29 protein-coding genes and 3 tRNA genes are annotated in these 23832 nt (G+C 42.9%); 11 read left to right on the top strand and 21 right to left on the bottom strand.

Annotated elements, in window-relative coordinates; genetic code table 11:
* The first annotated feature begins 141 nt into the window (after nucleotides 1-141).
* The 10 genes from P2E05_RS12570 (at nucleotide 142) to P2E05_RS12520 (ending at nucleotide 8353) form a co-directional block, all read left to right on the top strand.
* Complete coding sequence (locus tag P2E05_RS12570) at nucleotides 142-423, top strand: hypothetical protein (protein WP_154624558.1); 282 nt, start codon at nucleotides 142-144, stop codon at nucleotides 421-423.
* A gap of 658 nt (nucleotides 424-1081) precedes the next feature.
* A complete protein-coding gene (gene psiE / locus P2E05_RS12560) occupies nucleotides 1082-1498 on the top strand; it encodes a phosphate-starvation-inducible protein PsiE (RefSeq protein WP_154624556.1) in 417 nt (138 codons plus the stop codon).
* Nucleotides 1499-1790: 292 nt separating this feature from the next.
* The gene (locus tag P2E05_RS12555; protein WP_154624723.1) at nucleotides 1791-3344 is read left to right on the top strand and encodes an AbgT family transporter; all 1554 of its coding nucleotides are present in this window, start codon (nucleotides 1791-1793) and stop codon (nucleotides 3342-3344) included.
* A 33-nt stretch (nucleotides 3345-3377) separates the two neighbouring features.
* Complete coding sequence (pepT, locus tag P2E05_RS12550) at nucleotides 3378-4610, top strand: peptidase T (RefSeq protein ID WP_272657435.1); 1233 nt, start codon at nucleotides 3378-3380, stop codon at nucleotides 4608-4610.
* 220 nt (nucleotides 4611-4830) lie between these two features.
* Nucleotides 4831-5517 carry a LuxR C-terminal-related transcriptional regulator gene (locus P2E05_RS12545; RefSeq protein WP_154624725.1) on the top strand — a complete coding sequence of 229 codons (687 nt, stop codon included), beginning with the start codon at nucleotides 4831-4833 and terminating at the stop codon, nucleotides 5515-5517.
* Entirely contained in the window at nucleotides 5484-7316 is a 1833-nt protein-coding gene (gene uvrC / locus P2E05_RS12540) for an excinuclease ABC subunit UvrC (protein ID WP_163862268.1), read from the top strand. The genes P2E05_RS12545 and uvrC overlap by 34 nt, the downstream gene beginning before the upstream one ends.
* Before the next feature lie 57 nt (nucleotides 7317-7373).
* Complete coding sequence (gene pgsA / locus P2E05_RS12535; protein ID WP_154624726.1) at nucleotides 7374-7922, top strand: CDP-diacylglycerol--glycerol-3-phosphate 3-phosphatidyltransferase; 549 nt, start codon at nucleotides 7374-7376, stop codon at nucleotides 7920-7922.
* Between the two features lie 163 nt (nucleotides 7923-8085).
* A tRNA-Gly gene (locus P2E05_RS12530) sits at nucleotides 8086-8161 on the top strand.
* 24 nt (nucleotides 8162-8185) lie between these two features.
* Nucleotides 8186-8259, top strand: a tRNA-Cys gene (locus tag P2E05_RS12525).
* Nucleotides 8260-8266: 7 nt separating this feature from the next.
* Nucleotides 8267-8353, top strand: a tRNA-Leu gene (locus P2E05_RS12520).
* A 202-nt stretch (nucleotides 8354-8555) separates the two neighbouring features.
* Here P2E05_RS12520 and P2E05_RS12515 read toward each other — a convergent pair.
* The 8 genes from P2E05_RS12515 to P2E05_RS12480 form a co-directional block, all read right to left on the bottom strand.
* On the bottom strand, nucleotides 8556-8768 hold the full coding sequence (locus tag P2E05_RS12515; RefSeq protein WP_163862265.1) for an ogr/Delta-like zinc finger family protein: 213 nt from the start codon (nucleotides 8766-8768) through the stop codon (nucleotides 8556-8558).
* A gap of 86 nt (nucleotides 8769-8854) precedes the next feature.
* Nucleotides 8855-9952 (bottom strand): phage late control D family protein, encoded by a 1098-nt coding sequence (locus tag P2E05_RS12510; protein WP_276122813.1) that lies wholly within the window; start codon nucleotides 9950-9952, stop codon nucleotides 8855-8857.
* Nucleotides 9949-10410 carry a phage tail protein gene (locus P2E05_RS12505; RefSeq protein WP_276123104.1) on the bottom strand — a complete coding sequence of 154 codons (462 nt, stop codon included), beginning with the start codon at nucleotides 10408-10410 and terminating at the stop codon, nucleotides 9949-9951. The genes P2E05_RS12510 and P2E05_RS12505 overlap by 4 nt, the downstream gene beginning before the upstream one ends.
* Before the next feature lie 8 nt (nucleotides 10411-10418).
* Nucleotides 10419-13358: a phage tail tape measure protein gene (locus P2E05_RS12500; RefSeq protein WP_276122812.1), complete on the bottom strand. Its 2940-nt coding sequence runs from the start codon at nucleotides 13356-13358 to the stop codon at nucleotides 10419-10421.
* Nucleotides 13351-13419 carry a GpE family phage tail protein gene (locus P2E05_RS21950; protein WP_423811247.1) on the bottom strand — a complete coding sequence of 23 codons (69 nt, stop codon included), beginning with the start codon at nucleotides 13417-13419 and terminating at the stop codon, nucleotides 13351-13353. Before P2E05_RS21950 ends, P2E05_RS12500 begins: the two co-directional genes overlap by 8 nt.
* A 65-nt stretch (nucleotides 13420-13484) precedes the next feature.
* The gene (locus P2E05_RS12490; protein ID WP_276122811.1) at nucleotides 13485-13793 is read right to left on the bottom strand and encodes a phage tail assembly protein; all 309 of its coding nucleotides are present in this window, start codon (nucleotides 13791-13793) and stop codon (nucleotides 13485-13487) included.
* 11 nt (nucleotides 13794-13804) lie between these two features.
* Nucleotides 13805-14320: a phage major tail tube protein gene (locus P2E05_RS12485; protein WP_276122810.1), complete on the bottom strand. Its 516-nt coding sequence runs from the start codon at nucleotides 14318-14320 to the stop codon at nucleotides 13805-13807.
* Nucleotides 14321-14322: 2 nt separating this feature from the next.
* Nucleotides 14323-15495, bottom strand: a complete 1173-nt coding sequence (locus P2E05_RS12480; RefSeq protein ID WP_276122809.1) for a phage tail sheath protein — start codon at nucleotides 15493-15495, stop codon at nucleotides 14323-14325.
* Nucleotides 15496-15664: 169 nt separating this feature from the next.
* Here P2E05_RS12480 and P2E05_RS12475 point away from each other — a divergent pair, with 169 nt between their 5' ends.
* A complete protein-coding gene (locus tag P2E05_RS12475; protein ID WP_276122808.1) occupies nucleotides 15665-15889 on the top strand; it encodes a hypothetical protein in 225 nt (74 codons plus the stop codon).
* 28 nt (nucleotides 15890-15917) lie between these two features.
* Here the strand turns inward: P2E05_RS12475 and P2E05_RS21945 are convergent, their stop codons facing one another.
* The 13 genes from P2E05_RS21945 to P2E05_RS12410 all read right to left on the bottom strand — a co-directional run bounded on the left by P2E05_RS21945 (nucleotide 15918) and on the right by P2E05_RS12410 (nucleotide 23798).
* Nucleotides 15918-16559 (bottom strand): tail fiber assembly protein, encoded by a 642-nt coding sequence (locus P2E05_RS21945; RefSeq protein WP_420794204.1) that lies wholly within the window; start codon nucleotides 16557-16559, stop codon nucleotides 15918-15920.
* On the bottom strand, nucleotides 16556-18280 hold the full coding sequence (locus tag P2E05_RS12465; RefSeq protein WP_276122807.1) for a phage tail protein: 1725 nt from the start codon (nucleotides 18278-18280) through the stop codon (nucleotides 16556-16558). The genes P2E05_RS21945 and P2E05_RS12465 overlap by 4 nt, the downstream gene beginning before the upstream one ends.
* Nucleotides 18277-18888, bottom strand: a complete 612-nt coding sequence (locus P2E05_RS12460; protein ID WP_276122806.1) for a phage tail protein I — start codon at nucleotides 18886-18888, stop codon at nucleotides 18277-18279. The genes P2E05_RS12465 and P2E05_RS12460 overlap by 4 nt, the downstream gene beginning before the upstream one ends.
* A complete protein-coding gene (locus tag P2E05_RS12455; protein WP_276122805.1) occupies nucleotides 18881-19789 on the bottom strand; it encodes a baseplate assembly protein in 909 nt (302 codons plus the stop codon). The genes P2E05_RS12460 and P2E05_RS12455 overlap by 8 nt, the downstream gene beginning before the upstream one ends.
* Nucleotides 19790-19792: 3 nt before the next feature.
* Nucleotides 19793-20134, bottom strand: a complete 342-nt coding sequence (locus P2E05_RS12450) for a GPW/gp25 family protein (protein ID WP_276122804.1) — start codon at nucleotides 20132-20134, stop codon at nucleotides 19793-19795.
* Complete coding sequence (locus tag P2E05_RS12445) at nucleotides 20131-20769, bottom strand: phage baseplate assembly protein V (RefSeq protein WP_276122803.1); 639 nt, start codon at nucleotides 20767-20769, stop codon at nucleotides 20131-20133. The genes P2E05_RS12450 and P2E05_RS12445 overlap by 4 nt, the downstream gene beginning before the upstream one ends.
* A gap of 69 nt (nucleotides 20770-20838) precedes the next feature.
* Entirely contained in the window at nucleotides 20839-21453 is a 615-nt protein-coding gene (locus tag P2E05_RS12440) for a phage virion morphogenesis protein (protein ID WP_276122802.1), read from the bottom strand.
* Nucleotides 21446-21877 carry a phage tail protein gene (locus P2E05_RS12435; protein ID WP_276122801.1) on the bottom strand — a complete coding sequence of 144 codons (432 nt, stop codon included), beginning with the start codon at nucleotides 21875-21877 and terminating at the stop codon, nucleotides 21446-21448. Before P2E05_RS12435 ends, P2E05_RS12440 begins: the two co-directional genes overlap by 8 nt.
* Entirely contained in the window at nucleotides 21855-22400 is a 546-nt protein-coding gene (locus tag P2E05_RS12430) for a DUF2570 domain-containing protein (RefSeq protein WP_276122800.1), read from the bottom strand. Before P2E05_RS12430 ends, P2E05_RS12435 begins: the two co-directional genes overlap by 23 nt.
* The gene (locus P2E05_RS12425) at nucleotides 22397-22798 is read right to left on the bottom strand and encodes a structural protein (RefSeq protein WP_276122799.1); all 402 of its coding nucleotides are present in this window, start codon (nucleotides 22796-22798) and stop codon (nucleotides 22397-22399) included. The genes P2E05_RS12430 and P2E05_RS12425 overlap by 4 nt, the downstream gene beginning before the upstream one ends.
* Nucleotides 22795-23100: a phage holin, lambda family gene (locus P2E05_RS12420; protein WP_276123103.1), complete on the bottom strand. Its 306-nt coding sequence runs from the start codon at nucleotides 23098-23100 to the stop codon at nucleotides 22795-22797. Before P2E05_RS12420 ends, P2E05_RS12425 begins: the two co-directional genes overlap by 4 nt.
* Before the next feature lie 33 nt (nucleotides 23101-23133).
* Nucleotides 23134-23337 carry a tail protein X gene (locus P2E05_RS12415; protein WP_276122798.1) on the bottom strand — a complete coding sequence of 68 codons (204 nt, stop codon included), beginning with the start codon at nucleotides 23335-23337 and terminating at the stop codon, nucleotides 23134-23136.
* Nucleotides 23334-23798: a head completion/stabilization protein gene (locus tag P2E05_RS12410; RefSeq protein ID WP_276122797.1), complete on the bottom strand. Its 465-nt coding sequence runs from the start codon at nucleotides 23796-23798 to the stop codon at nucleotides 23334-23336. Before P2E05_RS12410 ends, P2E05_RS12415 begins: the two co-directional genes overlap by 4 nt.
* Nucleotides 23799-23832: the final 34 nt, after the last annotated feature.

The raw sequence follows: 23832 nt of genomic DNA, 5'->3' as shown, positions 1-23832 counted from the left end.
GCTTCATCCACTTTATTATTATTTGGCCAGCCTATTCTTAAATAAAAAAATTTACAATTTTTTCCAAATGATTACCTTCAGACAGTATATTTTGATGCGGTAATGCGCTAAAACAAATACTTGGAAACAGGAGGGTGACCAATGAAAAGAGGTTTTTTTTCAAAGCTATTTATCGCTATTGCATTATTAACTAGTGCTTCTATCGTTGCACAAGCAACGGATACTGTGAATTTGCATGATTACGAAAAAGTGAAAATAGTATATTCATTGAAACAGGATAAAATGCAAGATTCAGGTGATATTGAATCACTACGTGAACGAGTAGAAGTCAATCGCGCAGAGCTAGAGGAAATGAATACAGACCGTCGTCTTAGTGATCGACAATTCCGTATTCATCATAAAAAAAATCGCTTTTTTCATTAGCCGATTCTATAGTGATACAACAACGTTAATAATAAAAAGGAACGACCCTGTATCAGGGGCAATGCCTTTGTGGGGCGGTAAAAATAGTCGCGTCTCAGCCTATCGATAAAATCAGTGTCTGCCATTGCAATAGCTGTCAACGTTGGAATGGCGGCCCTAGTTTTACTCTTGATTGCAAAGAGGATGTGATTATTGAAGGGGGAAAATAGCGTAACGCGTTTTGCCTCATCGCTGTGGGGGAACGTGCATTTTGTCAGCGATGTGGTACACATTTATTTTATCACTTTCATTCACCTTCTTCTTATTATGTTTCCGCCGCTTTATTTGCAGAAAGTCGCCACGCTAATCTTGCTATGCAGATATTTGTTGATAGCAAACCTAACTACTATCACTTTATTGAAATAATACCAATGCTGACAGAGCAAAATATGATAAAGTTGATGAATAAATAGACTATGTAGAGAGCGTTGCTGCGAGCTATTCAAAATATTATCGGTTTTGTTTTCCTTCTATCCTGTTAATGTCATAAATATCGATTACAATAAATAAAAAGACTTATCACTTGTTATAGATATTCATTTAACGCTGTTTATTTGATATAAAAAAGATAGATGAATGCCCTATAGTAATATGACGCCTAGTTTAGGAAATTTAACTAATGAATAGTATGAGAAATATGCGACATGCCAGCAATATCGCATGGGTGTTGCAATGGGTGCTGAATATTGGATTGATAGCATTAGCGATCGTACTTGTTTTCTTTTTGGCTAAAGAAACATACACCATGGCATCTTTAATGTTTAGTGGGCAGAAGGAAGCAACAGCTTATGAATTATTAGAAGGAATTGTCATCTATTTCCTTTATTTTGAGTTTATTGCTTTGATAACTAAATATTTTTTATCTGGTTACCACTTCCCATTAAGGTATTTTATCTATATCGGTATTACTGCCGTGATACGCTTGATTATTGTCGATCACAGTGACCCCATGACGACGTTACTTCACGCTGGCGCGATTTTAGTTTTAGTGATTGCTCTTTATATCGCCAATACCGAAAAACTCAAACGAGAGTAGAATATTTAAAATAATTTTTGTTTATAAAAAGGAATGTTACACATTCCTTTTTCTTATATTTCTTTAGTTAAAATATAGCCATTAATATCTTAACTAAAGAATTTCCCCTTGCCAAAAGCCTGTTCTATTTTAGTGGAAAACATTAAGTAATTTACAATGATAAATTATCTTAATACAAGTGTGGGCAACTGGTTTATCCTGTTAAATATTCGAAAGAAAGTATTTTACTTTTTATAAAGGGTTATTTAGTGTGTAAAAGTTTATTACTCTAATAACTTAAGTACTTGCGAATATGACAACAAATACACTCCCTAAAAAAAAGGGCTTCTTAAATCGCGTTGAGCGTATTGGTAACGTTATGCCTGACGTTACAATGCTATTTATTTATGCCTTGATAATCTGTTGGTTTCTATCTTATTTACTCTCATTTGTAGATTTTAATTACTACCATCCAGTGTCAAAAGAAAAAATATCTGTCGTAAATATGTTTAACTATGAGGAAATCATATTATTCGTTACGTCGGCAGTGAAAAACTTCATTAACTTCCCACCTCTTGGAATAACAATCGTTGCAACTTTGGGGATAGGGATCGCTGAGAGTAGCGGCTTTATCAATACAGCCTTGAAAAAAATGCTCTCGTTTATTACGCCAAAAATGCTGACACCAACAGTGGTTTTTGTGGGTATCGTTTCTCACATCGCGTCTGACTCCGCTTATGTTATTTTAATGCCGGTCGCAGCGATGATGTTCTACGCAAGTGGTCGTCATCCATTAGCAGGTATAGCTGCCGCCTTTGCAGGCTTAGCGGGTGGGTTTACAGCAAGTTATACACCTTCAATCATTGATCCAATTATGCAGAGCTTTACACAAGATGCAGCGCAAATGATGGCTCCAGGCTATAGCGTTAATGTCTTATGTAACTATTTCTTCAGCCTTGGTGGGACGTTTGGTGTTATTTTTACGTGTTGGTTCATTACTGAAAAAATTGTCGAACCTTGGCTAAATAAAAACTGCCCAATTACAACAAGCCAAGTTGATACTGACGCAGAGCAAAATTTAGGCAAAATTACGCCGTTAGAAAATAAAGCATTTCGTGTATCAGGCCTTGTTGTGCTTGCACTGGCTGCTGGTTTATTTGCTTTATTATGGCCAGAGAATTCATTATTACGAGGTCCTGACGGTAGTTTGACTAGCCCGAAAGCCCCAATAATGCAAATTGTTGTGCCATTGCTGTTTATTTTCTTTGCATTGCCGGGCATTGTATATGGTTATATGACTCAATCTTTCACATCGACTAAAGATGTTGTGAAAGCGATGGAAAATATTACTAAGTCATTAATTCCATTTATTGTATTTGCTTTCTTCGCGGCGCAGTTTCTATATTCATTTCAGCATTCAAACCTCGGCACATTATTGGCGCTATCGGGTGCTGAATTATTGCGTACCTTAGATATGCCTTCAGAATTGACGGTATTCGGTGTCATTTTATTGACTGCAATATTGAATATTATGATCACATCAGCAACTTCCAAATGGGCGATTATGGCGCCTGTTTTGGTACCCATGTTGATGGCGGTTGGGATCTCTCCGGAACTAACACAAGCGGCTTTCCGCGTGAGTGATTCAGCGATGAACGTCAGTACACCGATGTTCCCATTCTATCCGTTGATTTTGATGTATTGCCAAAAATATTACAAAAATGCTGGTATTGGAACACTTTGCTCGATGATGATACCGTTCACGGTCGGCTTGTTGGTAACATTAACTGCGACGTTGTATCTGTTCTGGGCATTTGATATTCCAATTGGTTTTGATAGTGGTTACACATGGCAACCAACGCCATAAATAAGTTGGCGGATTGAGTAAAAGGAACAAAAAATGAATGAATTAGGTAAACAGCTTGAACAACGTTTCTTTCGCTATCTAGCAATAGAAAGCCAAAGTGATGCAGCAGCAACGGTTGTTCCAAGCACGGAAGGACAACGTGACTTAGCAAAATTGCTGGCAAAAGAGCTAGAAAGCTATGGTTTAAAAGATATTTATATCGATGACCATGCTATTTTGTACGCGGTTCGCCCTGGTAATAATCCTTCAGCACCGAAAATTGGTTTTGTGACCCATTTAGATACCGTAGATGTTGGATTATCACCCGTCATTAAGCCTCAAACCTTAAAATATGAAGGTAAAGATCTGTGTTTGAATGCACAAGAAGATATTTGGTTTAAAACAGCAGAGCACCCAGAAGCGGCACCTTATGTAGGGGAAGAGATTATTTTTAGTGATGGCACGAGTGTACTCGGTGCAGATAATAAAGCGGCGGTCACTGTTGTTATGGAGTTAATGGATAAACTGCAATATGCTGATTTTGCATGTGGCGATATCTACGTTGCTTTCGTTCCTGACGAAGAGATTGGGTTGCGCGGCTCAAAAATCATGGACTTGTCACGCTTTAAAGTCGATTTCGCTTACACTATTGATTGCTGTGCATTGGGCGAGGTGGTTTATGAAACCTTTAATGCGGCTTCTATTGATGTTTCGATTAAAGGAATAACCGCACATCCAATGTCTGCAAAAAATGTGTTGTTAAATCCAATTCGTGTGGCGCATGACTTTATTGGTTGTTTTGACCGTTTTGATACGCCTGAGCATACAGAACAGCGCGAAGGCTATTTTTATGTGACTGACTTAGTAGCCAATCCGGATAATGCAAAAATTAAAATGGCTATCCGCGATTTTGACCGTAATAGCTATGAAGCTCGTAAGCGTTATATCGGTGAAGTGGTTGAGTTGATAAGAGTACGTCATCCAAAAGCAAAAATTGAATTCAAAATAGAAGATGTGTACAGCAACATTAGTGATTCACTAGGTAGTGACCGTACTGCTATTGATTTAATTTTTGAAGCGCTAAAAATTCAAGGCGTCGAGCCAAATGTTATTCCTATGCGTGGAGGCACTGATGGTTCAGCTCTGTCAGCAAGAGGGATTTTAACGCCTAACTACTTCACGGGTGCGTTGAATTTCCATTCTCGTTTTGAGTTCTTACCATTAAGTTCTTTCGAGAAAAGCTATTTGGTTTCAGAGAGCATTTGCCGCTTAGTCGGCCAAAAATAGTTTATGACAAGTCGTTTCTCTCATTATCAAATAACCATGTTTATGCATGGTTATTTTATTTGTATTCAGTATGGTTTTTAAAAATCCATTTTTAATTTTTATTAAACTGCGGAATATTAAATCCATCGGCTAATGATAAAATAAAAAAACTGTATTTTATCTTATAAAATTGCTATTTATGGAGATGGATATTAACGTGCAATAACATATAGAGAAATAAATGATTAATATTATAATTATTGACGATAATAATATTTTAATTCGCGGGCTGGAAGCTATTTTTAATCGTCATAAACGCTGTCATGTTGTCGCGTCATTTCCCTTTATCGAGCAAGCCATTTCGTGGAATAGAAAACAAAAAGCCAATATTATCTTAATTAATAGCGATAATTGCCAATTTGAATCATTAAAAAACTTGCAAACCTTAAGACGGACTCAACCTGATGTCGGAATTATCATTTATAATATACACAATCACTATGCTTTTTTATTAAAGGCTCTTGAGCTTGGGATCCAAGGTGTGTTGAGTGCAAAAATTGAAATTAATGAATTTTTAGAAGCCATACAGATAGTCAATGCGCGCAGTAAAATTATTTCCCCCGATATTGCACAAGCCATCGCATTGAAACGCATTCATCAAAACGATCAGACGGATATCTATGAGTTATTATCCACTCGTGAACTTGAAATCATGCTCTTCATCACTCAGGGGATTTCGACCAAACAGATTGCACAGCTTCTTAATTTGAGCCCTAAAACGGTAAATACCTATCGATATCGAATGTTTGGTAAACTTAATATCCGTAGTGATGTAGAATTAACTCATATTGCTATCAGCTATGGGTTAATCGTAGCCAAACAGGGTTTATTAGGGTGTCAGAACAGTTCGAACCAAAAGCTTTCTTAAAAACAGTCACCAATCAACCTGGCGTATATCGAATGTATGATGCTGGGGGAACAGTCATTTATGTTGGAAAAGCTAAAGATTTAAAAAAACGGCTTTCCAGTTACTTCCGAACGACAGTCAGTAGCCGAAAAACTGAGCAGCTAGTAAAAAACATTGCCTCTATTGATGTGACGATCACACACACAGAAACCGAGGCCTTGTTACTTGAACATAACTATATCAAGCTTTATCAGCCACGCTACAATGTTTTGTTGCGGGATGACAAATCTTATCCTTATATCTTTTTAAGTAAAGAAACACATCCGCGACTCTCTATGCACCGTGGAGCAAAACACGCGAAGGGGGAATACTTTGGTCCGTTCCCTAATTCCTACGCGGTTCGCGAAACATTAGCGCTGATGCAAAAATTGTTTCCAATTCGTCAATGCGAGGATAGTGTTTACAAAAACCGTTCAAGGCCTTGTTTACAGTATCAGATAGGTCGCTGCTTAGGGCCTTGTGTTAAAGGGTTAGTCAGCGATGAAGAATATGATCAGCAAGTCAATTACGTACGTTTATTCCTAACAGGCAAAGACCAACAGGTCTTAACAGGATTGATAGAACGGATGGAAAAGGCAAGTCAGGAGCTGCGTTTTGAAGATGCTGCACGTTTTCGCGATCAAATTCAGGCCGTACGCGCAGTCACGGAACAACAATTTGTCTCTGGTGATGGTGAAGACCTTGATGTTATCGGTGTTGCATTCGAATCAGGGCTTGCCTGTATTCATGTGTTATTTATTCGACAAGGTAAAGTATTGGGAAGCCGTAGCTATTATCCAAAAGTTCCAGCAGACACTTTACTTGAAGAAGTAGTACAAACTTTCTTAGGGCAGTTTTATTTGCAAGGCAGTGAAAATAGAACATTACCCGGTGAAATCCTCTTAGATTTTTCATTACCAGAAAAAGAATTGCTAGCGGACTCTTTATCACATATTGCAGGTCGAAAAGTGCAGATCCAAACCCAACCTCGAGGGGCGAGGGCGCGCTATTTAAAATTAGCTCGAACGAATGCGCTTACTGCACTACAAACTAAGCGTGCTCAGCAATCAACCATTCATCAAAGAATGGCATCTTTAGCAAAAATTGTGGGTATGGATGCCATAGCACGTATGGAATGTTTTGATATTTCCCATACGATGGGAGAGCAAACGGTCGCATCGTGTGTTGTGTTTGATAAGAATGGTCCCGTTAAATCAGAATATCGACGCTATAACATCACAGGAATTACTCCCGGTGATGACTATGCAGCCATGCATCAAGTTTTAACCCGTCGCTATGGTAAGCATCTGGATGAAAGTAAAATACCCGATATTATTTTTATCGATGGTGGAAAAGGGCAATTAGGGCAAGCGAAAGATGTCTTTGATTCACTGGATGTTGATTGGGATAAAAATAGACCTCAACTTATTGGCGTTGCAAAAGGGAGCGATCGCAAAGCGGGCCTTGAAACGCTATTTTTTAAGCCTGAGGGCGAGGGCGTAGCTTTACCGCCTGATTCACCTGCATTACATGTGATTCAACATATTCGTGATGAGTCACATAATCATGCGATAACAGGACATCGCCAGCGTAGAGCAAAGGTAAAGAATACCAGCGCGTTAGAGTCAATTGAAGGTGTTGGACCAAAACGTCGTCAAATGCTACTAAAATATATGGGAGGCTTACAGCCACTGAAAAATGCGAGCATAGAAGAGATAGCAAAAGTGCCCTCGATCTCATACGCGTTGGCAGAAAAGATTTATAATGCATTGAAACAGTAGGTGTCTTAGGGCACCATACTTATTAAATCCAATTTGGTCAAAAAGTTACTGAGCATGATGAAATTAAATATTCCTACGTGGTTGACCCTGTTTCGTGTCATCTTGATACCGTTTTTTGTGCTAGCTTTTTATTTACCTGTAAGCTGGGGCCCATTTGTTTGTGCATTAATTTTTGTTATTGCCGCAGTAACAGATTGGTTTGATGGTTATTTAGCGAGGTTATGGAAGCAAACAACTAAGTTTGGTGCCTTCCTAGACCCTGTTGCTGATAAGGTGATGGTGGCGACGGCATTAGTTCTTGTCACTGAAAGTTTTGATGTTTGGTATGTTACCTTACCTGCCGCCACAATGATTGCACGTGAAATCATTATTTCATCATTAAGAGAATGGATGGCTGAAATTGGTAAAAGAAGTAGTGTCGCTGTGTCTTGGATAGGTAAATTTAAAACAACCGCTCAAATGATGTCTTTAGTTGGGTTGTTATGGCGTCCAAATTTACTTATTGAGAATCTGGCTATCGCATTATTGTATGTTGCCGCTATTTTAACGTTCTGGTCAATGTATCAATATTTGAAGGCTGCATGGGCAGATTTGAGCGAAGCTTGATCGAAATGATTGAAAAAACAGCGAACGAACGGTTTTAAGTGATTTTTTTAAATAATTGTGTTGACTCAAAATGTGAAATCAGTAGAATGCAACGCATCGAACGGCAACACGGTTTACGAAAAAAAATAAGTAAATCAGCCAGTTTGAAAAGCGAAAGCTTTAGGCGGGAATAGCTCAGTTGGTAGAGCACGACCTTGCCAAGGTCGGGGTCGCGAGTTCGAGTCTCGTTTCCCGCTCCAATCTCAGTAAGAGATTAAGAAGAAGGCGCGTTAGCAAAGCGGTTATGCACCGGATTGCAAATCCGTGTAGCTCGGTTCGACTCCGGGACGCGCCTCCAAAATTTAGCCCAGGTGGTGAAATCGGTAGACACAAGGGATTTAAAATCCCTCGGCCTTTAGGCTGTGCGGGTTCAAGTCCCGCCCTGGGCACCAAATAAAAACCGCGTTGAATAACAACGGGTTAGGGAAAGAAAGAAGCCACCTCTAAGGTGGCTTTTTTGCATCTGAAATTTGTCACTGAAAATCAAAAGTGGCAGCAAAGTGGCAGCAGATTGGCACCACTGGTTGTAACTACAGTATAGTTTTGAATGAATTTTGCTATTAACAAACAGTGATCTCCATCACACTCTAAAAATTAAATAATAGCTCGTTGTTCACTACATGTGTGAGGGATCACCGCATCCAACAGTTCAGTTTTAATAATGTATCGCGCCACAGACTCATGACTGACAAAAGTAGTGCTGCAATTGATATTTTGGCACTGATTATAATTTTCTTTGGTTTCGTTGGTGATATAGCGTGAGCTACGAATGCGGGTAGGTTCATTACAAATTGGGCATTTCATCATGATTAGGTTACCTTTTGTCATGATGTTGATATTAAGTCTATTGTACTGATATTTTATCCAGTAGTCATTCTGGTTTTGTATGATTATCAATCAGTCATTTCCATATCTGAAATTTTAACCTCTAATTCCAACGCTGAAGTAAAGCCGCTATCGCTTAATGAATGCGAGACTTTTGTTAATATCCATTCTGCATTGTCTATTTCAGGTTTAAAACCTTGCACTTTAACTGGCATTTCGGGGTAGATATCGGCACGGCCTTTGGCCAATTGAATGGAAAATGAAGCGACACCTCTTTGCATTTTTTCCCACGCTGCCTTGGCGGCTCGCTCGGCGTTCCCTTTATTTGCGTATGTATGGGAAAGGGTTAGTGTGTTGCCTTCCTCGCCAACGAGGTAATCACCTTGTGGCTCATCAACTTTAGTCTTGTCTTTTTGCTTAGTTTTCCGTTTACGCTTAACTTTCACATCCTCTTTTTTCTGAGGCTTGCGTGTGTTTAACCAACTAGCCACAACGCCGGTATATGCGCCCCTGTCAGCTAATGAAAAACGATATCCATCACCGACTGATCGCGTTAATAATAGCGGGGGAATAGGGCGACCACTGGCGGTTTTACCGCTGCCTTGCGGCATAAATAACAGCTGACCGTTTTTAATTGCAGCGATTGCCCCTTCCTGTTGGCCAAGCCGTGCCAAAAATGAGCCATCAGATTCGTTGGTTTGGTCGATGTGGGCTAATTGAATGTTGGCCAACTTATTTTCAATCACCGGCTCGACATTATTTCGCTTTGCGATGGTTTTAATAATGTCACCAAGGCTTTTGTCGTGATACGAGATTTCACGTTTTACATTGAGTGACGATCGAAAATCGGCACTACGGCCACGAATGGTAATTTTATCGGGCGCGCCACTGTATTCAATTTCATCAACAGTGAATTTGCCTTTAAATATTAACGGCTCATTTTTCCAACCCAAATGCAGAGAGAGTACCTCGCCACGCTTAGGTAACATCATTTTGCCGTCGGCATCGTCAATCTCAATATCCAGTTGATCAGCTTCAAAGCCGCGATTGTCTGTCATTGTGAGTGACATTAGCCTGCCTTGCAGTCGTTCATTGATATTCACATCACCGGCAGCGAGCACATATTGCGGCACCGATTCAACACCGGTCAGAAAAAAATCACTCATGACAGCAATCCTCCGAGTCCATTTGCTGCGGAATCGGTCAGCGTATCCAACTGTTCGCTGATATTGCCGAACACCTCAGCGAGTGATTCATCCACTCGTTTAAGCGTTAATGTGAATTCAATTTTTCTGGCCGCACTGTCATGAAAGAAATCACTTTTGTTTTCATTGAGATTTTCAATAACGTACATGCCGTAAATGGTACCGTCGCCACCAATAAACGACCACGCTTTACCGGTCTCTGCCATGGCCTGCAACATCAATAAGGAATATTTGCCGCCGGTTAATTCAGGGTAAAGGGTACCGGATAGCGTCAGTCCATCATTTGACGCCCCCATAAACTGGAAGCTTGGCCGTTTACCGATGCGATTGTTATAGCCAAATCGAAATTGGTGCTCGCGTTGCATTCCTTGAAAAGGCGTTGTTTTTAATTCAAACACAAATAAACCGAGTGCTGCCATGGCCATAATTAAAAGTCCTCGCTATCGCGGTAGTTGCTACGCTGTGCGGCCTGCTGACGGCGATAGTAAGCGTCAATTTGTCGTGCCACCTCTTGCCCGATATCCTGTGCGGATTGGGTCGGTTGTGGGTAGATGTTGATCACTGGTGCGGGTACCGGTTTTGATGACGGTGCACTTTGTTTCATACCCGTATTGACTGCGTAAGGGTGAATGGGTTTTGCGCTAACTGATTGTGATAAGGTGCCGAGTGTCATTGCTGCTGCCATGGCCATGGCAGCGGTATTGCGTCGACTTGTTACGCGAGCAGGCCCTTCGACAATTTCCGCGCCACGTTCGCCGACAATACCAAATTGGCCACGGGGTATGATGCCGCCGCTGTCAAACATACCGGCGCTTTTCATGCCGGCTTGGATCACGGTAACTTGATTGGATGCGCGCATTGCGAGGGTTTCATCGGATAGCATCCAGTCTGGCATTAAATCCGTGGCCATTTTCTTGATTTCAGCAAATTGGGCTTTTAAGGTTTCCCATTTTTCAAGAATGCCATTTTTTAAACTATCTATGATCAAACCACCCACTTGTTTAAAGTTTTCAGGAAGGTTTTTGACGTTGTTAACGATTTCATCCCATTTATCTGAAATAGTTTTTTTAATGGTTGTCCACATTTTCAATGTGACAGCAACAATGCTATCCCAATGCTTATAAATTAAACCAACGGTTGTCCAGTTTAAAATAAAGTTTTTTGTCCATTCCCAAAACTGTGAAAAGGTTTGCTTGACCGCATCCCACACCACATTTGCATAGTGCGTTATTTTGTCCCAATGTTGGTAAATTAAACCTGCTGTTGTCCAGTTTAAAATAAACGCTTTTGTCCACTCCCAAAACTGGGAAAAGGTTTGTTTGACTGCATCCCAAACCGTATTGGCATAGCCGGTTATTTTATCCCAGTGGGGCGCGATCAAACCAACGATAGTCCATTTCATTAAAAAGCTTTTTATCCAACTCCATGCAGCTGAAAAGAGTTTCGCTACTTTATCCCACAATTTTTTTACGTATGGTGCAATATGATCCCAGTATTTATAAATGAGAAAAACGGCTGCTGCGATGGCGGTAATAATTAAAATAATGGGATTGGCCAATAATATTTTGCCAAGTGTCATAAATGCCGCACCGACAAGCTTGATAGGCTTAATCAGCATGGTTAAGAAGCCACCACCTTTAATGCCAAGCACTGATAAACTAAACTTAGCCATAGCAAGTGGTCCTATCATTGCGGCGATCATTAACGAGATACCACCGCCAACAGCTAGCACTGCGCCTAACCCCAAAGTGATCATGGTAATTTGTTTGACTAACGCAGGGTTCTGCTTTGCCCATTCACCGAACCGAGATATTAGCCCCGTGACACGTTGAGAAATGCTTCTTAATGGGCTATCAGCACCGCCAAATATTTGAATGCCAACGTCTTCATAGGCAGAGGTGAGGTTTTTTAAGTCACCATCAAGGTTATCGGTCATGGTTTTAGAGACTTTTTCTGCTTCACCTTTCGCCGCTTTGATTTCTGCAATCATGCTTTGCAGTTCACCAGAACCGGATTTATCCACTAAGACCGACAGCGCCGAAAACGCCTCTTCACCGGCAATATGTTTAAATAATCCCGCACGTTGAGCGGTACCCATTTTTTTAGTTTTCTTATCCAGTTCCGCTAATATTGAAGGCAATTCGCGTAAATTACCTTTAGCGTCACGGGTTTGAATACCTAATTGTTTTAGGGCATCGGCGGCTTGCTTAGGTGGCTCAGCTAGTCGGCCAAGAATGGATCGCAAACTGGTACCGGCCATGGAGCCTTGAATACCGGCATCGCCCAATTTACCCGCAGCCACGGCGGCGGTTTCTAAATCGACACCCAAGCCGGATGCAACCGGCGCGACATATTTCATGGTGTCGCCCAGCATGTTTAAGTTGACGTTAGAGCGAGTGAAAGTGGCGACCAATGTGTCACTTACACGGTTCATTTCGCCCGAATCAAGTTTAAAGCCGGTGAGAATGTTAGAGCCAATATCTGCCGTGGTTGCTAAATCAATATCGCCAGCCAATGACATGGCTAGTGTGCCTTTCATGGCATTTTGGATCTGTTCAGGTTTAAAACCCGCCATGGCATAGAACGCTTGACCTTGTGCCACTTCATTGGCGGTAAATGCGGTGGTTGCACCCAGATCACGCGCTTGATTACGTAATGCCTTGTAATCATCGGAATCTTTATCAAGACGTGTTAATGCCTGTACTTTTGACATACCCACTTCGAAATCATAGCCTGGTGCGAGTACTTTTTTTGCCGCATAACCCATACCCACACCGGTAGCCGCCATTGCCGCACCATTACCCGCAATTTTATTTCGCGTATCCATGGTTGATTGATAGCTACTACGTGCATTGGCCATGCGCCGTTCTTGCTCGGCACTGCGTTTTAATTGTTGCTCTTGGCGCTGTAATTGTTGTGTTGTGCGTGAAATATCGCTGTTTAATTTGCGTTGCGCTTGGCCAAGCTGATTTGTTGAAATACCACTGGCTTGCAGTTCGCTACGCTGTCGCTGTACAGATTGTTGTAGCTCCCCAAACTTATTTTTTAATTGCGAGGCTTCGCGTTGCGCTTTTCTTAGTGCCTCGGCCTGTTTTCGTGTGGGGTTTTCGGTGGCGTTGAGTTCACGCGCTAGAGCTGCCGCACGTTGGGTGGCGGCTTGATATGCTTGCTGGGTTTCAACAAGTTGTATTTTTGCTTTGCGAAAGCCTTCAATTTGACCCGCTTGGCGATTGAGATTTTTTATCGCTTCACGAGACTGGCGGATGGCACCCGCCAGTTTTTTATTTGACTCTTGTGCGCTACGAAATGGCCTTGTCAATTTATCGACGGCATTCAGCACAACTTGTAAACGTAGATTTTTACTCATCACTATGTCCGCTTCGTTTGTATGCGCGATAACGCCATTCTAATAACTCAATCAGGCTCATTTCGGCGGTTGCAGAAGGTGTCCAATGAAAAATGGTGGCAATGTCTGCCACCAAATCATCAACGGTTAATCGTTCTGGTAATCCGTGCGCATCGAGTTCGGTAGCAAAAAATTAACTACCTCAATCGATAGCAAAACCAAATCGGCAGGGTTCATGGCCATGATTTCTGGCTTGGTTAACGGCGGCGTGGTGATGCGAGGGAGCACCTCAGTCATGGATAAAACATCCATATCCATCAGCGCTTGTAAGCGCACACCGCGCAATGCGCCAGTGTTAGGCTTACGCACGACAATTTCAGCCAATTCAGATTCACCACGTTTAATTGGTTCGTCCAGTTTTACAGTAGCTTGTGTTTTTTTTACTTCGTCAGTCATGATATTTTCCATTACAGGCCAATTGCAGCACGTTGTTCAGCAAGACGGTCTACGCCGTCAACGATTTCGATCATGTTGATAATGTCGATTTCAACTAGCGGTGAACCATCCCAGATCAACTTGTAGTAAGTGGATTTGAAACTGAATTTAACTTGAGTGTTTTCACCTTGTTTTGCATTACCGGCGTCAATTTCAGACAGAAAGCCGCGCAATACGATTTCACATGCGTTGACTTCGCCGGTATCTTCGCGTTGATAAGCGCCAGCGAAACGGAGCATCACGCCATCGACCTCAGAGATACCCCATTGTTTATAAATTTGCGCTTCGATACCGCCCAGTGTGATTTCACTATCTAACGCGCCATCGTCTAAGCCCATGCGAATATTCACCGCGCCCTGCATACCGGCACCGCGATAGGTTTCTAATTTACGTGTGATTTTTGGCAGTGTGATCTCTTCTGCAATGCCCTGCCAATTATCGCCATCGACAAACAAATTCATGCTTTTTAATTTGCGTGGTAAAGCCATGGTTACCCCTTAATATTGGATGCAAAGTCCATCAAGTAGCGATCGGTGATACGCTGACGGAATGAAATGTTTTCGGCAGGTGGTATCGGTGTGTAGTCATAATCAATGGCTAATTTGCCGGCCTTTAATTCGTCTTTGTCGTTAGCATCGGGATCAAACCAGCATTGACCACCCAACAAATAACCGTTAGTGACTAAATTGCGCATCTTGGCATTGATGCCTTCGATAATGTCTTTGACTAGTGTCGGAGTCATTGGCTTATCGACTGCCCACATGTGCGCCTCTGCCATAGTATCGGCGAGCACTTGCGCGGTACGGGTGTAGTTTTCAAAGGCAAATAACGGATCATCGGAACAGGTGCGAGAACCCCAAAAGCGAAAGCCATCTTCACGAATTAAAGTGGTGACTTCATTTTCATTGAGTAAACCTGCATCGGTTGCGGGGTTTTGTAAATCCCAAGAGATATCCGCCGAAATCCCAGTAACGCCATTAACACCGACGTTTGAAAGGGTTTTATGCCAACCAGTATCCTGATCAATCTTCGCGCGTAGACCTAATGCGCGAGCAGTGGCGTAGGCGATGGATTCGGAATCGGTCAATGTATCCCATGAGACAAAATCAGGATGAATAATCATCAGTTCACGCTGATTGAAGTTTTTGCGGTAGTCGAGGGCTTGAGAAATGGTTTTGCAACCGTATGCGCTGACGTAAGCAAATGCGCGCAGCTCTTGTGCTATCGATGCCAGTTTAGTGGCAACAGCTTGTGTGTCGTGCGCCGGTACGCCGATAATGCGCGGCTTAACGCCTGTGTGATTTTTGGCGGTAAGCAGTGCCTGTAAACCGGTTTTTTGACCAGTGTCAGAGGTGCCGCCAATAATGTTTGAGGTGGTTTCGGCTTCGGTTTCGCCTTGTTCAACACGAACCACAACGGTGACCGGTGCGGTTTGGTCAGCGATCGCGGTCAATGAATGCGACAACGTACCCGTTTTACCGGCCTTGCCAATAGCCGTGCGAATATCGGTAATCAATACCGGTTTGTTAAGTGGGAATACTGTTGCATCGGCATCGTCGGCGGTGCAAACCATGCCGACAATCGCGGTGCTAACAGTGCGAATAGGGCGAGTACCGTCGTTGATTTCAACAACGCGCACGCCGTGGTGATAATCTTGCGCCATAAAAGAAGCTCCTTTTGGTGGTAGCTTCTATGGTGTTATTGATATTAAACGTTGTCGCGGGGTTGGTGTTGTATTGTTGAGTTGTACAACAACTGTAATTTATATTAGTCTATGATATTAATTTTTTGTCCTTTTGGTAATCTAATAGATAAACTGAACCGGTGTGTAAATGAACATTGATAAACAGCGCTTAATTGATATTGTACTACAAGATATTGAATTTATTGCTCAGCAATATGATGAGTCTAATGCTTTTAACGCATTACACCGTTCACAAGGGCAGATCGATTTATTGATTCGAGGTGGTGTCATATCTTTAGATGAAGCTTCGCATTTGTATGACAAACAAGGTGAAGCAAGAGAGACTGCCGAACGGAATATAAATTCAAACTGACCTTAAAAGGGGCTTATTGCCCCTTTCCTTATTCTGGCTTTTGTGGCCAATCAATATCAGGTGCTGTTGAAGTATCAACACGGTTTAACAGAACGCGGTATTTTTTCCACTCTTGCAGTGCGGCTGTTTCGGATTCTGTAGCCATACCCAAGTCAACAGCATCTTGCAGTGGTGCAATCGCGCTATTCGCTTCAGCTAAAAGTGATTGCTTTTGCTGTTCAGCTTTAGCAATTAACTGTTCCTTTGAAACCGGTGGATTCAGATAAGCATCAACTTCTTTTGGCGTCATTTTTTTCATAACGTTGATATTTTCACGTATTTCAAAAAACACTAAAGGGATTTCGTCATACTCTGATTTAATTAGTAAGTAGTCAGGCTCGATTTTGCTAAATGCAGTTAAAGCAGCGTTATAATTTGCTGTTTTTACATTAACATCATTTTCAAACTCAGATACATCCTCGTTCAGTTCTTCACTGGCTATCGTCAAATCATACCGAGCTATCGCTTCGTTAAGTTCCAGCAAAGCAGCTTGCAATACATTATATGCATCAGTGTAAGCAGGCTCTTTTTCAGAAAGTATCATTTCGAGCTCAGTTAAACGCGATACTTGCTCTATGTTGTTTTTTGTATAAGCATACACATGTTGTTCTTTATCTTTAAAATATATCATCGTAATTCACTCCACGTGTACGTATAACCAATCGTGTCAGAAATTCTGTATTTCGCGCCGGCAGGTATGATCACTGATAAAGGACGAGCTATTGTCGTGATTGAGTTATAACCAATAAGCGCAACGACAGTATCATTAACTAAAAAATGAACATCGTGAGCTTCTCCATACGCAGAAACACAAACAAGAATCGGTCTTGACGTTTCATTGGTGTATGTGACTCTAGACTGACGCTGCGATGTAACATCAACCCATTTTTGCCCCTCACCGATCAGCTGCTCTACAATTGCAAGTGTTCCGTTCTTGCCATTAGCAGGGTGTTTGATATCACCTAGCCACTTTCCTGTTGAATCTTGAGCGCTAATGCCAACATTACCGCTTTCTACTGCGTACAAGATTGCTCTTGCTTTATCAGGTGCTTCAACGGACAAGCGACGTGATGCAGTCAGAAAACCTTTTGTGATTTGCTCTTGTGTTGAGCCTTTGTCTAGATAGTCACCCTTTAGCTGAAACTTAGCGTCCGCTTGCTGTGTGCTATATGCACCCACATCATCAGATGTGGGAGGATTTAACGCTGTAAAGTCCTCATCCCACTTATCAGCCCATGTTTTATTCCCACCGTTATACCTTCTAACCCATGTTTTATTGTCATACCATGCGGTATACACTTGTTTAACGCTGCTATTACCAGTTTTAATAACTTCAAGCGAACCTGCGGTATTACTTGGGTAATTTTTCCCATTCGTCCCCGGACTGCCGTTGGGCTGAAAATAGAGCCCAGGGGTTAAGTAATTATTGAGGTCAGAATTTAGCGGTATCGCAATTGCTCTTGCAAAAATGGTTTCTGAAGTCGTATTTTTTAACGCTTCATTTGTAGCATAGTCACCAGCGGGTTGATAATTGCCAGCTGGGGCGTAGTTACCTTTAGGTTGAAACCTATTATCAGACTCACTTTTATCGTATGCGCCAACATCACTGGCAGTTAAATTGATATCTGTACTTAACGGCTTATTATTGACTTTGCGAGTATTGGGAACGCGGTTGTTCGCGTTGTTATTCGCATTCGTCGCGTTAGTGTTTGCAGTATTTGCGGTTGTTTGTGCATTCGTTGCACGTTGATTAATTTCTGCTGCTAATTTAGGCGTGATTGCTTTTGTATTATCTGCACTCAACGTGTCTGCAAGCTGCACAAACCCTTTAGCTGTTGTACTTGCATCGGGGTGTTTGCGGCTTTTTTCATGCTCTTCAATGCCCCTTTTTACTGAATCATCAACAAATGCACGAGTCGCAAGTACCACTGACGGATCAATTTTTAATGTCACTGACTCGGTATGGCTGACAATCAATACCATACGAATTGATTGTGTACGACCTGACCCCTCAGCAAGCTGGGGTTTATAGGTTTCGGGGCAATTTGCCACAGCAATTAAATTGCCATCTTTATCAAACAAACCAATCTCACGTATCCACCAACCGCCATCCTGTTCAGGAATAATTTGTTCAGCAATAATTTGATTTTTATTTTTGTCATCAATAAATAACGTATTAATAGCCGCGCGGCGCTTTTCGGAGATTAATTTAGTTTGATTGGTATCGGGTGTTGGTAATTTGCCGCCACCATCACCCACGGCCATGTGGGTTAACTCAATTTTTGTGCCCAAAGCGGTTGCCTGAGCGAGTAAGTTCTCACCTAATTTAGTGAGCAGAGCAAAGTATTTCATTGTGGATTAATCCTCATTTCATCAATTAAGTGAATAGCCGCACCTTGAACATCAAGACCAGAAACCGAAATTAACGGCGGTGTATAAGCGTAAACCGTCAATGAATCACCGGTGTAGCTAGATGCTCCGCAATAAAATTCACCGCGTGTTTCCAGTTGAATAGTGAGCCCAGCCAAATGACGGCTCGCTGGCTTGGCATCAAAAATTAGTGCTTCTAACTCTTGATACATTTCTTCGGTAATGCCAGTTTCCAGTACCCCAATATCAAGGCGAAACGTGCCGGCGGTTTCGTTGGTTTTCCACCATTCAACAACACGAATTAAATAACCGAGAGGCTCAACTACGCGACGCAGTGCGCCAATCGTTCCCTTGTGTTTATGGATAAACATCGCGGCTTTAATCGCGTCGCGCTTAGCTTTTTCCGTCCAGTTTTTATCCCAGCGATCAACGCTGAACGCCCACGCTAAGTAAGGCAGTAAATGCACAGGGCATAAATCAGGGTTCCAAAGTTCACGAATCGGAATGGGCACACGTTCGATTTGCGCGCAAGCCTCGGCGGCGGCCAGTTCTAAGGTTGATGAGCCGGTAGGCAGTAAACGATTATTCATCGGAACCACCTAGCGAAACGTTAATGTTTGTGCAATAGCTGGCTTGGGTTTTGTCTAGCTTGATATCGTCAGTCGGCTTTTTGATTTCAACTCGTTGTACCCCTTGCACGTGCAATGCGGCATAAATGGCACTGAGGACAATGTCACGGCCTAACCTGTGTTGCTGTGTTGCATAGCGTTTCACTTGTTCTTCTGCCGCCGACATGATCGGCTCGTATTCAGGTGATGGGTAACAGTAAATCACCGCGTCGATTTCATAATTGATAATCTTGGCTGATTGCACGGTGACACGGTCAGCTACCGGCCTAACGTCCTCATCGTTTAACGCCATATCAACTTTTTCGATTAAATCAGCCGGTGCGCTGCCGTTCCCCTCACGGGATAAAACCGTAACGGTGATATGAGCCGGTAATGGGCTAATGACAGAAGCGTCAGAAACCCGACCATCGGCAGACCGTGCATGATATTCATAGCTACCAATTGGACCCGCAACGCTTAACGCTTCGAAAGCGGCAGGTATACGCATGCGTAAATTGGAATCGGACTCATACACCGGCGCAATCGGTGGAATAGCGTTTTCATCGCCGGCTGATAACATCAGGCGTTTCACATTATTATTGGCCGCCAGTTGGTCTAAATCGTTACCAACTGCAAAAGCGACCATTGACGCGCGGGCAGCTTCATTGATGCGCTGGCGTAATATCAATTCGCGATAGCTGTTTTCTTGTAATAGCTTAGTGAGCGGCTCCGATTCAAGCGCTAAAGTACGCATAATCGCAGCGCGTTGCTCTTCAGGTACAGCCGCAATTAAGGCATTTTTTCGTTCAGTAAAAATTAATTCAAATTCTAATGATTCAACCACATCCGGCGGCGGTAATTGGCTTAAATCAATCGTTGGCATGGATTACCTCACTGGCACTGAGAAATTGAATGATTGTTCAGTGCCGGAAAAGACACCGCTTAAGTCAACGACAATACTGGCGGGGGTTGGTGATGAGATAATTAATCGCTGAATTTGAATGCGCGGTTCCCATTGCAATAGTGCCGTATAGCAAGCAGCCATCAGTCGTAACCGCAACGCGTTATTGTCGGGCTGGTCAATCAAGCGAAATAATAATGAGCCATATGAGCGGCGAGCGAGCCGGCTACCGATTGGCGTCACTAAAATATCGCGCACGGATTGGCGCACATGGTCAATGTCGGTGATGTGTTGGCCACTTGTCGCACTTAAGCCTAAATACTTCATTGCGGGTTACCTGTTGAGTCACCACCTGAGCGCACACCGCCATGAGTATGGGTATGCAATGTGATGCCATTCGATTTGATTGCACCGCCTTGGTGATTAAAGTCGCCGGTCATTTCGCCACCTTGTTGCACATTCAACGTGGCACAGGTGAGGTTGTCAGAACAGATAACCGTTGGCGTGTTGAATTGGATTTGTTCACTGGCATTAACAGTGACAACGGGTGCATTGGCGGTAATTTGTTCGCTGGCGTCAATCAATGCGGTTTTAATGCCAACAGCTTTTAAGGCACCGGTTGCCGGTTCGTACTCAATCACCGCACCATCTGAATAGGTCACATGGTTGGCGGTTAATGAATCGGTTGGCTCGTTGTGCTCATCCGAAAAAATACCGGTCAACACTAAACCGGTGGTCAGCTCACCACCTATCGAAAAAATCACCACTTGTTCACCGACAGACGGCGCACAAAGGTGACGCGTTGCACCGGCTCGCTGGGTTATCCACGGTAGCCAGTCAGTTTGTAAGTTTCCGGTTTGCACACGACAGCCGCGCAGAATATCGACATCAATCACAACGCCGGTGCGGATCAGGTTTCGGATTAAACGGAGTAACTCCGCATTTTTCGTGTTTGGGTTCATGGTGACAGCTTGGCCGAAAACATGGCGTGAATGCATCGGCTTAGTGTTGTAAGCCGTGGACTTACAACATCAGGAGGCGAGATAGTTAATAAGCAGGGTTTCAATATGGCGCACATCTTCAGGGGTAAAACCAAGCAACTGACGGGCGGGGTATTGAATATTCAGATTACGCAGTTTTTCTTTTAAGCCATATTGATGGATCGCGGCGATATTAGCCGCAGCTGGCGCAAAATAGATTGCCGCCTCGTTTTCATTGGCAAAGGTACGCATATAACGCGCAGTGGCGAGGCGTTTAAACATGCGAGCCTGTTTGCTTTTCCCTTTGACCTTGACGCGGTCTTTTTTGACTGAAATAAAACGTTGAATATCGCCTTTTCGAAATGAACGAGCGCCGCCTTTATCAACATCAAAACCGGTGATCATATTTCCGCTTTGTCGCCAATTTTTTAAACTACGCTGTTGGCCACGCCAGATAAAACGCATCTCACGCTTAACGGTAATAAATTGCGCTTTGCGTTTTGTAAAGGCGCTACCATCGGGGTTTTTCTGGGCGCGAATACGTTTGATTTGGCTTTTACGTAAATCACGAACCAGTAAGCGTGACAGTTTTTTGCGCTCGGCTGGAGAGACTCGGGCAAGCAGGCCAGCCAGTTCGTGATTGAGTTCAGTTAGTGCGTCATCCATACAGGCTATCCCATTCGTGGGCTGGATCTACGGGTTCGCTGACCGCTTCAACATGATATTTACCATCTTTGTTAGCCACAATGACACGCTCTGTCAGTTTTAAATCAATACTGATATTGGCACTTTGGCTATTGAGGATATCGGCTTCAAAGCGAATGCCGGTTGAGCGTTTATCGGGATTGGCCAAAATATCGGGTTGATGCTCTTTTAGCCATTCGATCACGACGGCAAAAATAATGTTTTGGTCGTCAGGAAAGGCTTCAATAATAATATTTAGGCTGTAGCTGTATTCATAAGACAAAGACGGTTCAAGGGTAGCAATGATGCTGCCATCATCGACAAATAAATAGAGTTTTTCAGGGTTGCTTTTGATATAGGGGATTTTTTGACATAGCCGGTCTTTAATGTTGTTCAGTTTTTTCATTTTGCCTTGCATCCTCTATGTCTTTAATCGCCATCAGTTGAGTGTTGGCCTGTTCGATATCTGCCAGCAACGCATTGACCCACACCGCTAAATCACAGTAAGTTAAAGGCTGTCGGGCAATGATGGCAGTACTGGCTGGGTCAGTGTTGTCGGTAATGGAACGCATTGCGCTGGCACGTAAACGGTACGTGTTGCTGAGCAGGCTGTTAGCAACATCATGAGGCACAGGCAAGTCACAGGTCGGCTCTTTTTTAAGAATGGTTTTGTATTCAATTTTTCTTTCCTCGGCGGCGGCACGTTGCTGAATACCCCGTGATGAAGCACTGGCGGCAATCTGATTAAAGCGCTGAAACTGTAATGATTGGTCGGCAATAATGTGCTGTTGCATCGCCAGTTCACTGGCGAGTTGGTTATTTGCATTCACTAAACGCTTGCGGGATGCTTCGCTTTTGTCCAACAAAAAGATAAGGCATCCCACAAGGAATATACTAATGACAGCCAATGTCAGCGGCGTTTTACTCATAACAGGCTGTACGCTTTTTCAAATTGCTGTTGGCTATAAGGTTGCTGATTACTGTTTTCAACCTTGATAATCGCCTTGCTTATTTCAAATAAAACAGCTTTATCTTCCAATGTTAAGCAATCATCAGGACTAACATTGAGACTATTGGCTACGGCCTGAATATAGTTTTCTGTATGATTTTCAACGGGGGGTGCATAGCGATTAATCACTACGCGTATAGAACACAGGCCATGCAATTTTTGATAATTGAGTAGCAATTTAAATAATGCACGCAGTCCCCAAACAGGATCCGTGAACTGGCAAAAACTACGGTCTGTTTGCTGTTCGCTTAAACCTTGCCATTTAGCCCCATGGCGAATATTTCCGGGGTTGTGATTACGTATGCCTCGTGGTGTCATTTATCCCCCAATCGTTTGTTAATCATGCGGTGTGCGATTTCACGAATTTTCTCAACACCTAAAAAGCCTATAGCACCACCAATCATGCCAGAGGCTGCTTCAGGAATACCGATAAACTCAGCACCACTGATCACCGCCCAAGAAAGTGCGCCACACAATAAACATTCGGCCCATTTGTTTTTACGGGTATCACCGTCATAAATAAAAATGGCGTAGCGAATAAATATGGCCAATGCGACACCGGATAATTGCGGCCATGCGTTTTTTAATGCCTCGAAAATGTCCGTTAAATGTTCTTTCATCGTTTTCATACCATCCCCCTATTGAGGGTGTTATTAATCCCAAAGTTGGATCATGGCTTTTTGCGGTGGCTCGGTGATATCAGGGAGTTCAACTAAGGTGCCATGTTGCAAAATAGCGCCCATTTCGGCTAAACGCGGGTTAAGCTCTAAGGCTTTTTCGACCATGCCAGCGGTTTGGCCTAATACCCGAAAACACAATGCGTCCAGTGTTTCGCCTTGCAATGCGGTCACTTTCATATCAACTCAACAATATTGTGTGATTGCCCTTTGATGCGCTGAATCGCCCACTGCACATCACGCCATAGCTCGTCGATGGTGGTACCTAAACCCTCGGCTTTTTTCTCACCGCTGTTAGTGGTATCAACATCGCGATAACGTTCGGTTAAATTGGCCTTGGTTTGGCTATAAACGGCGCGGCGGTAAAGCAGAACTAATTCACTGTCATCATTGATAAACTCTGCCGGTACTTTATCCATCGAAACATAGCCATTATTGATTTGCGTTTGTCGCCAGTTGGCCAACTCACGGTTAATTTCAATGATGGCGTTTGTGATGGCGTGGCGAAGGCGTTCAGGCGTGACTTTGCCATCGGTTAGCATGGATTGCTGATAATCCCGCGCGTGAATATCGGGAAAAAAATCACCACTGTGAAACACTTCATCAGTGATGCTCTGTGATTGCGTGGATGTAAAATCCATACTGACACCTCTTAATAGGTGGGCGGTGAACAGA

Origin of the sequence: Providencia stuartii (assembly GCF_029277985.1) — a bacterium.
Lineage (GTDB): Bacteria > Pseudomonadota > Gammaproteobacteria > Enterobacterales > Enterobacteriaceae > Providencia > Providencia zhejiangensis.
Note: the sequence above shows the minus strand (reverse complement) of the source record. Positions and strands in the feature narration are given on the sequence as shown.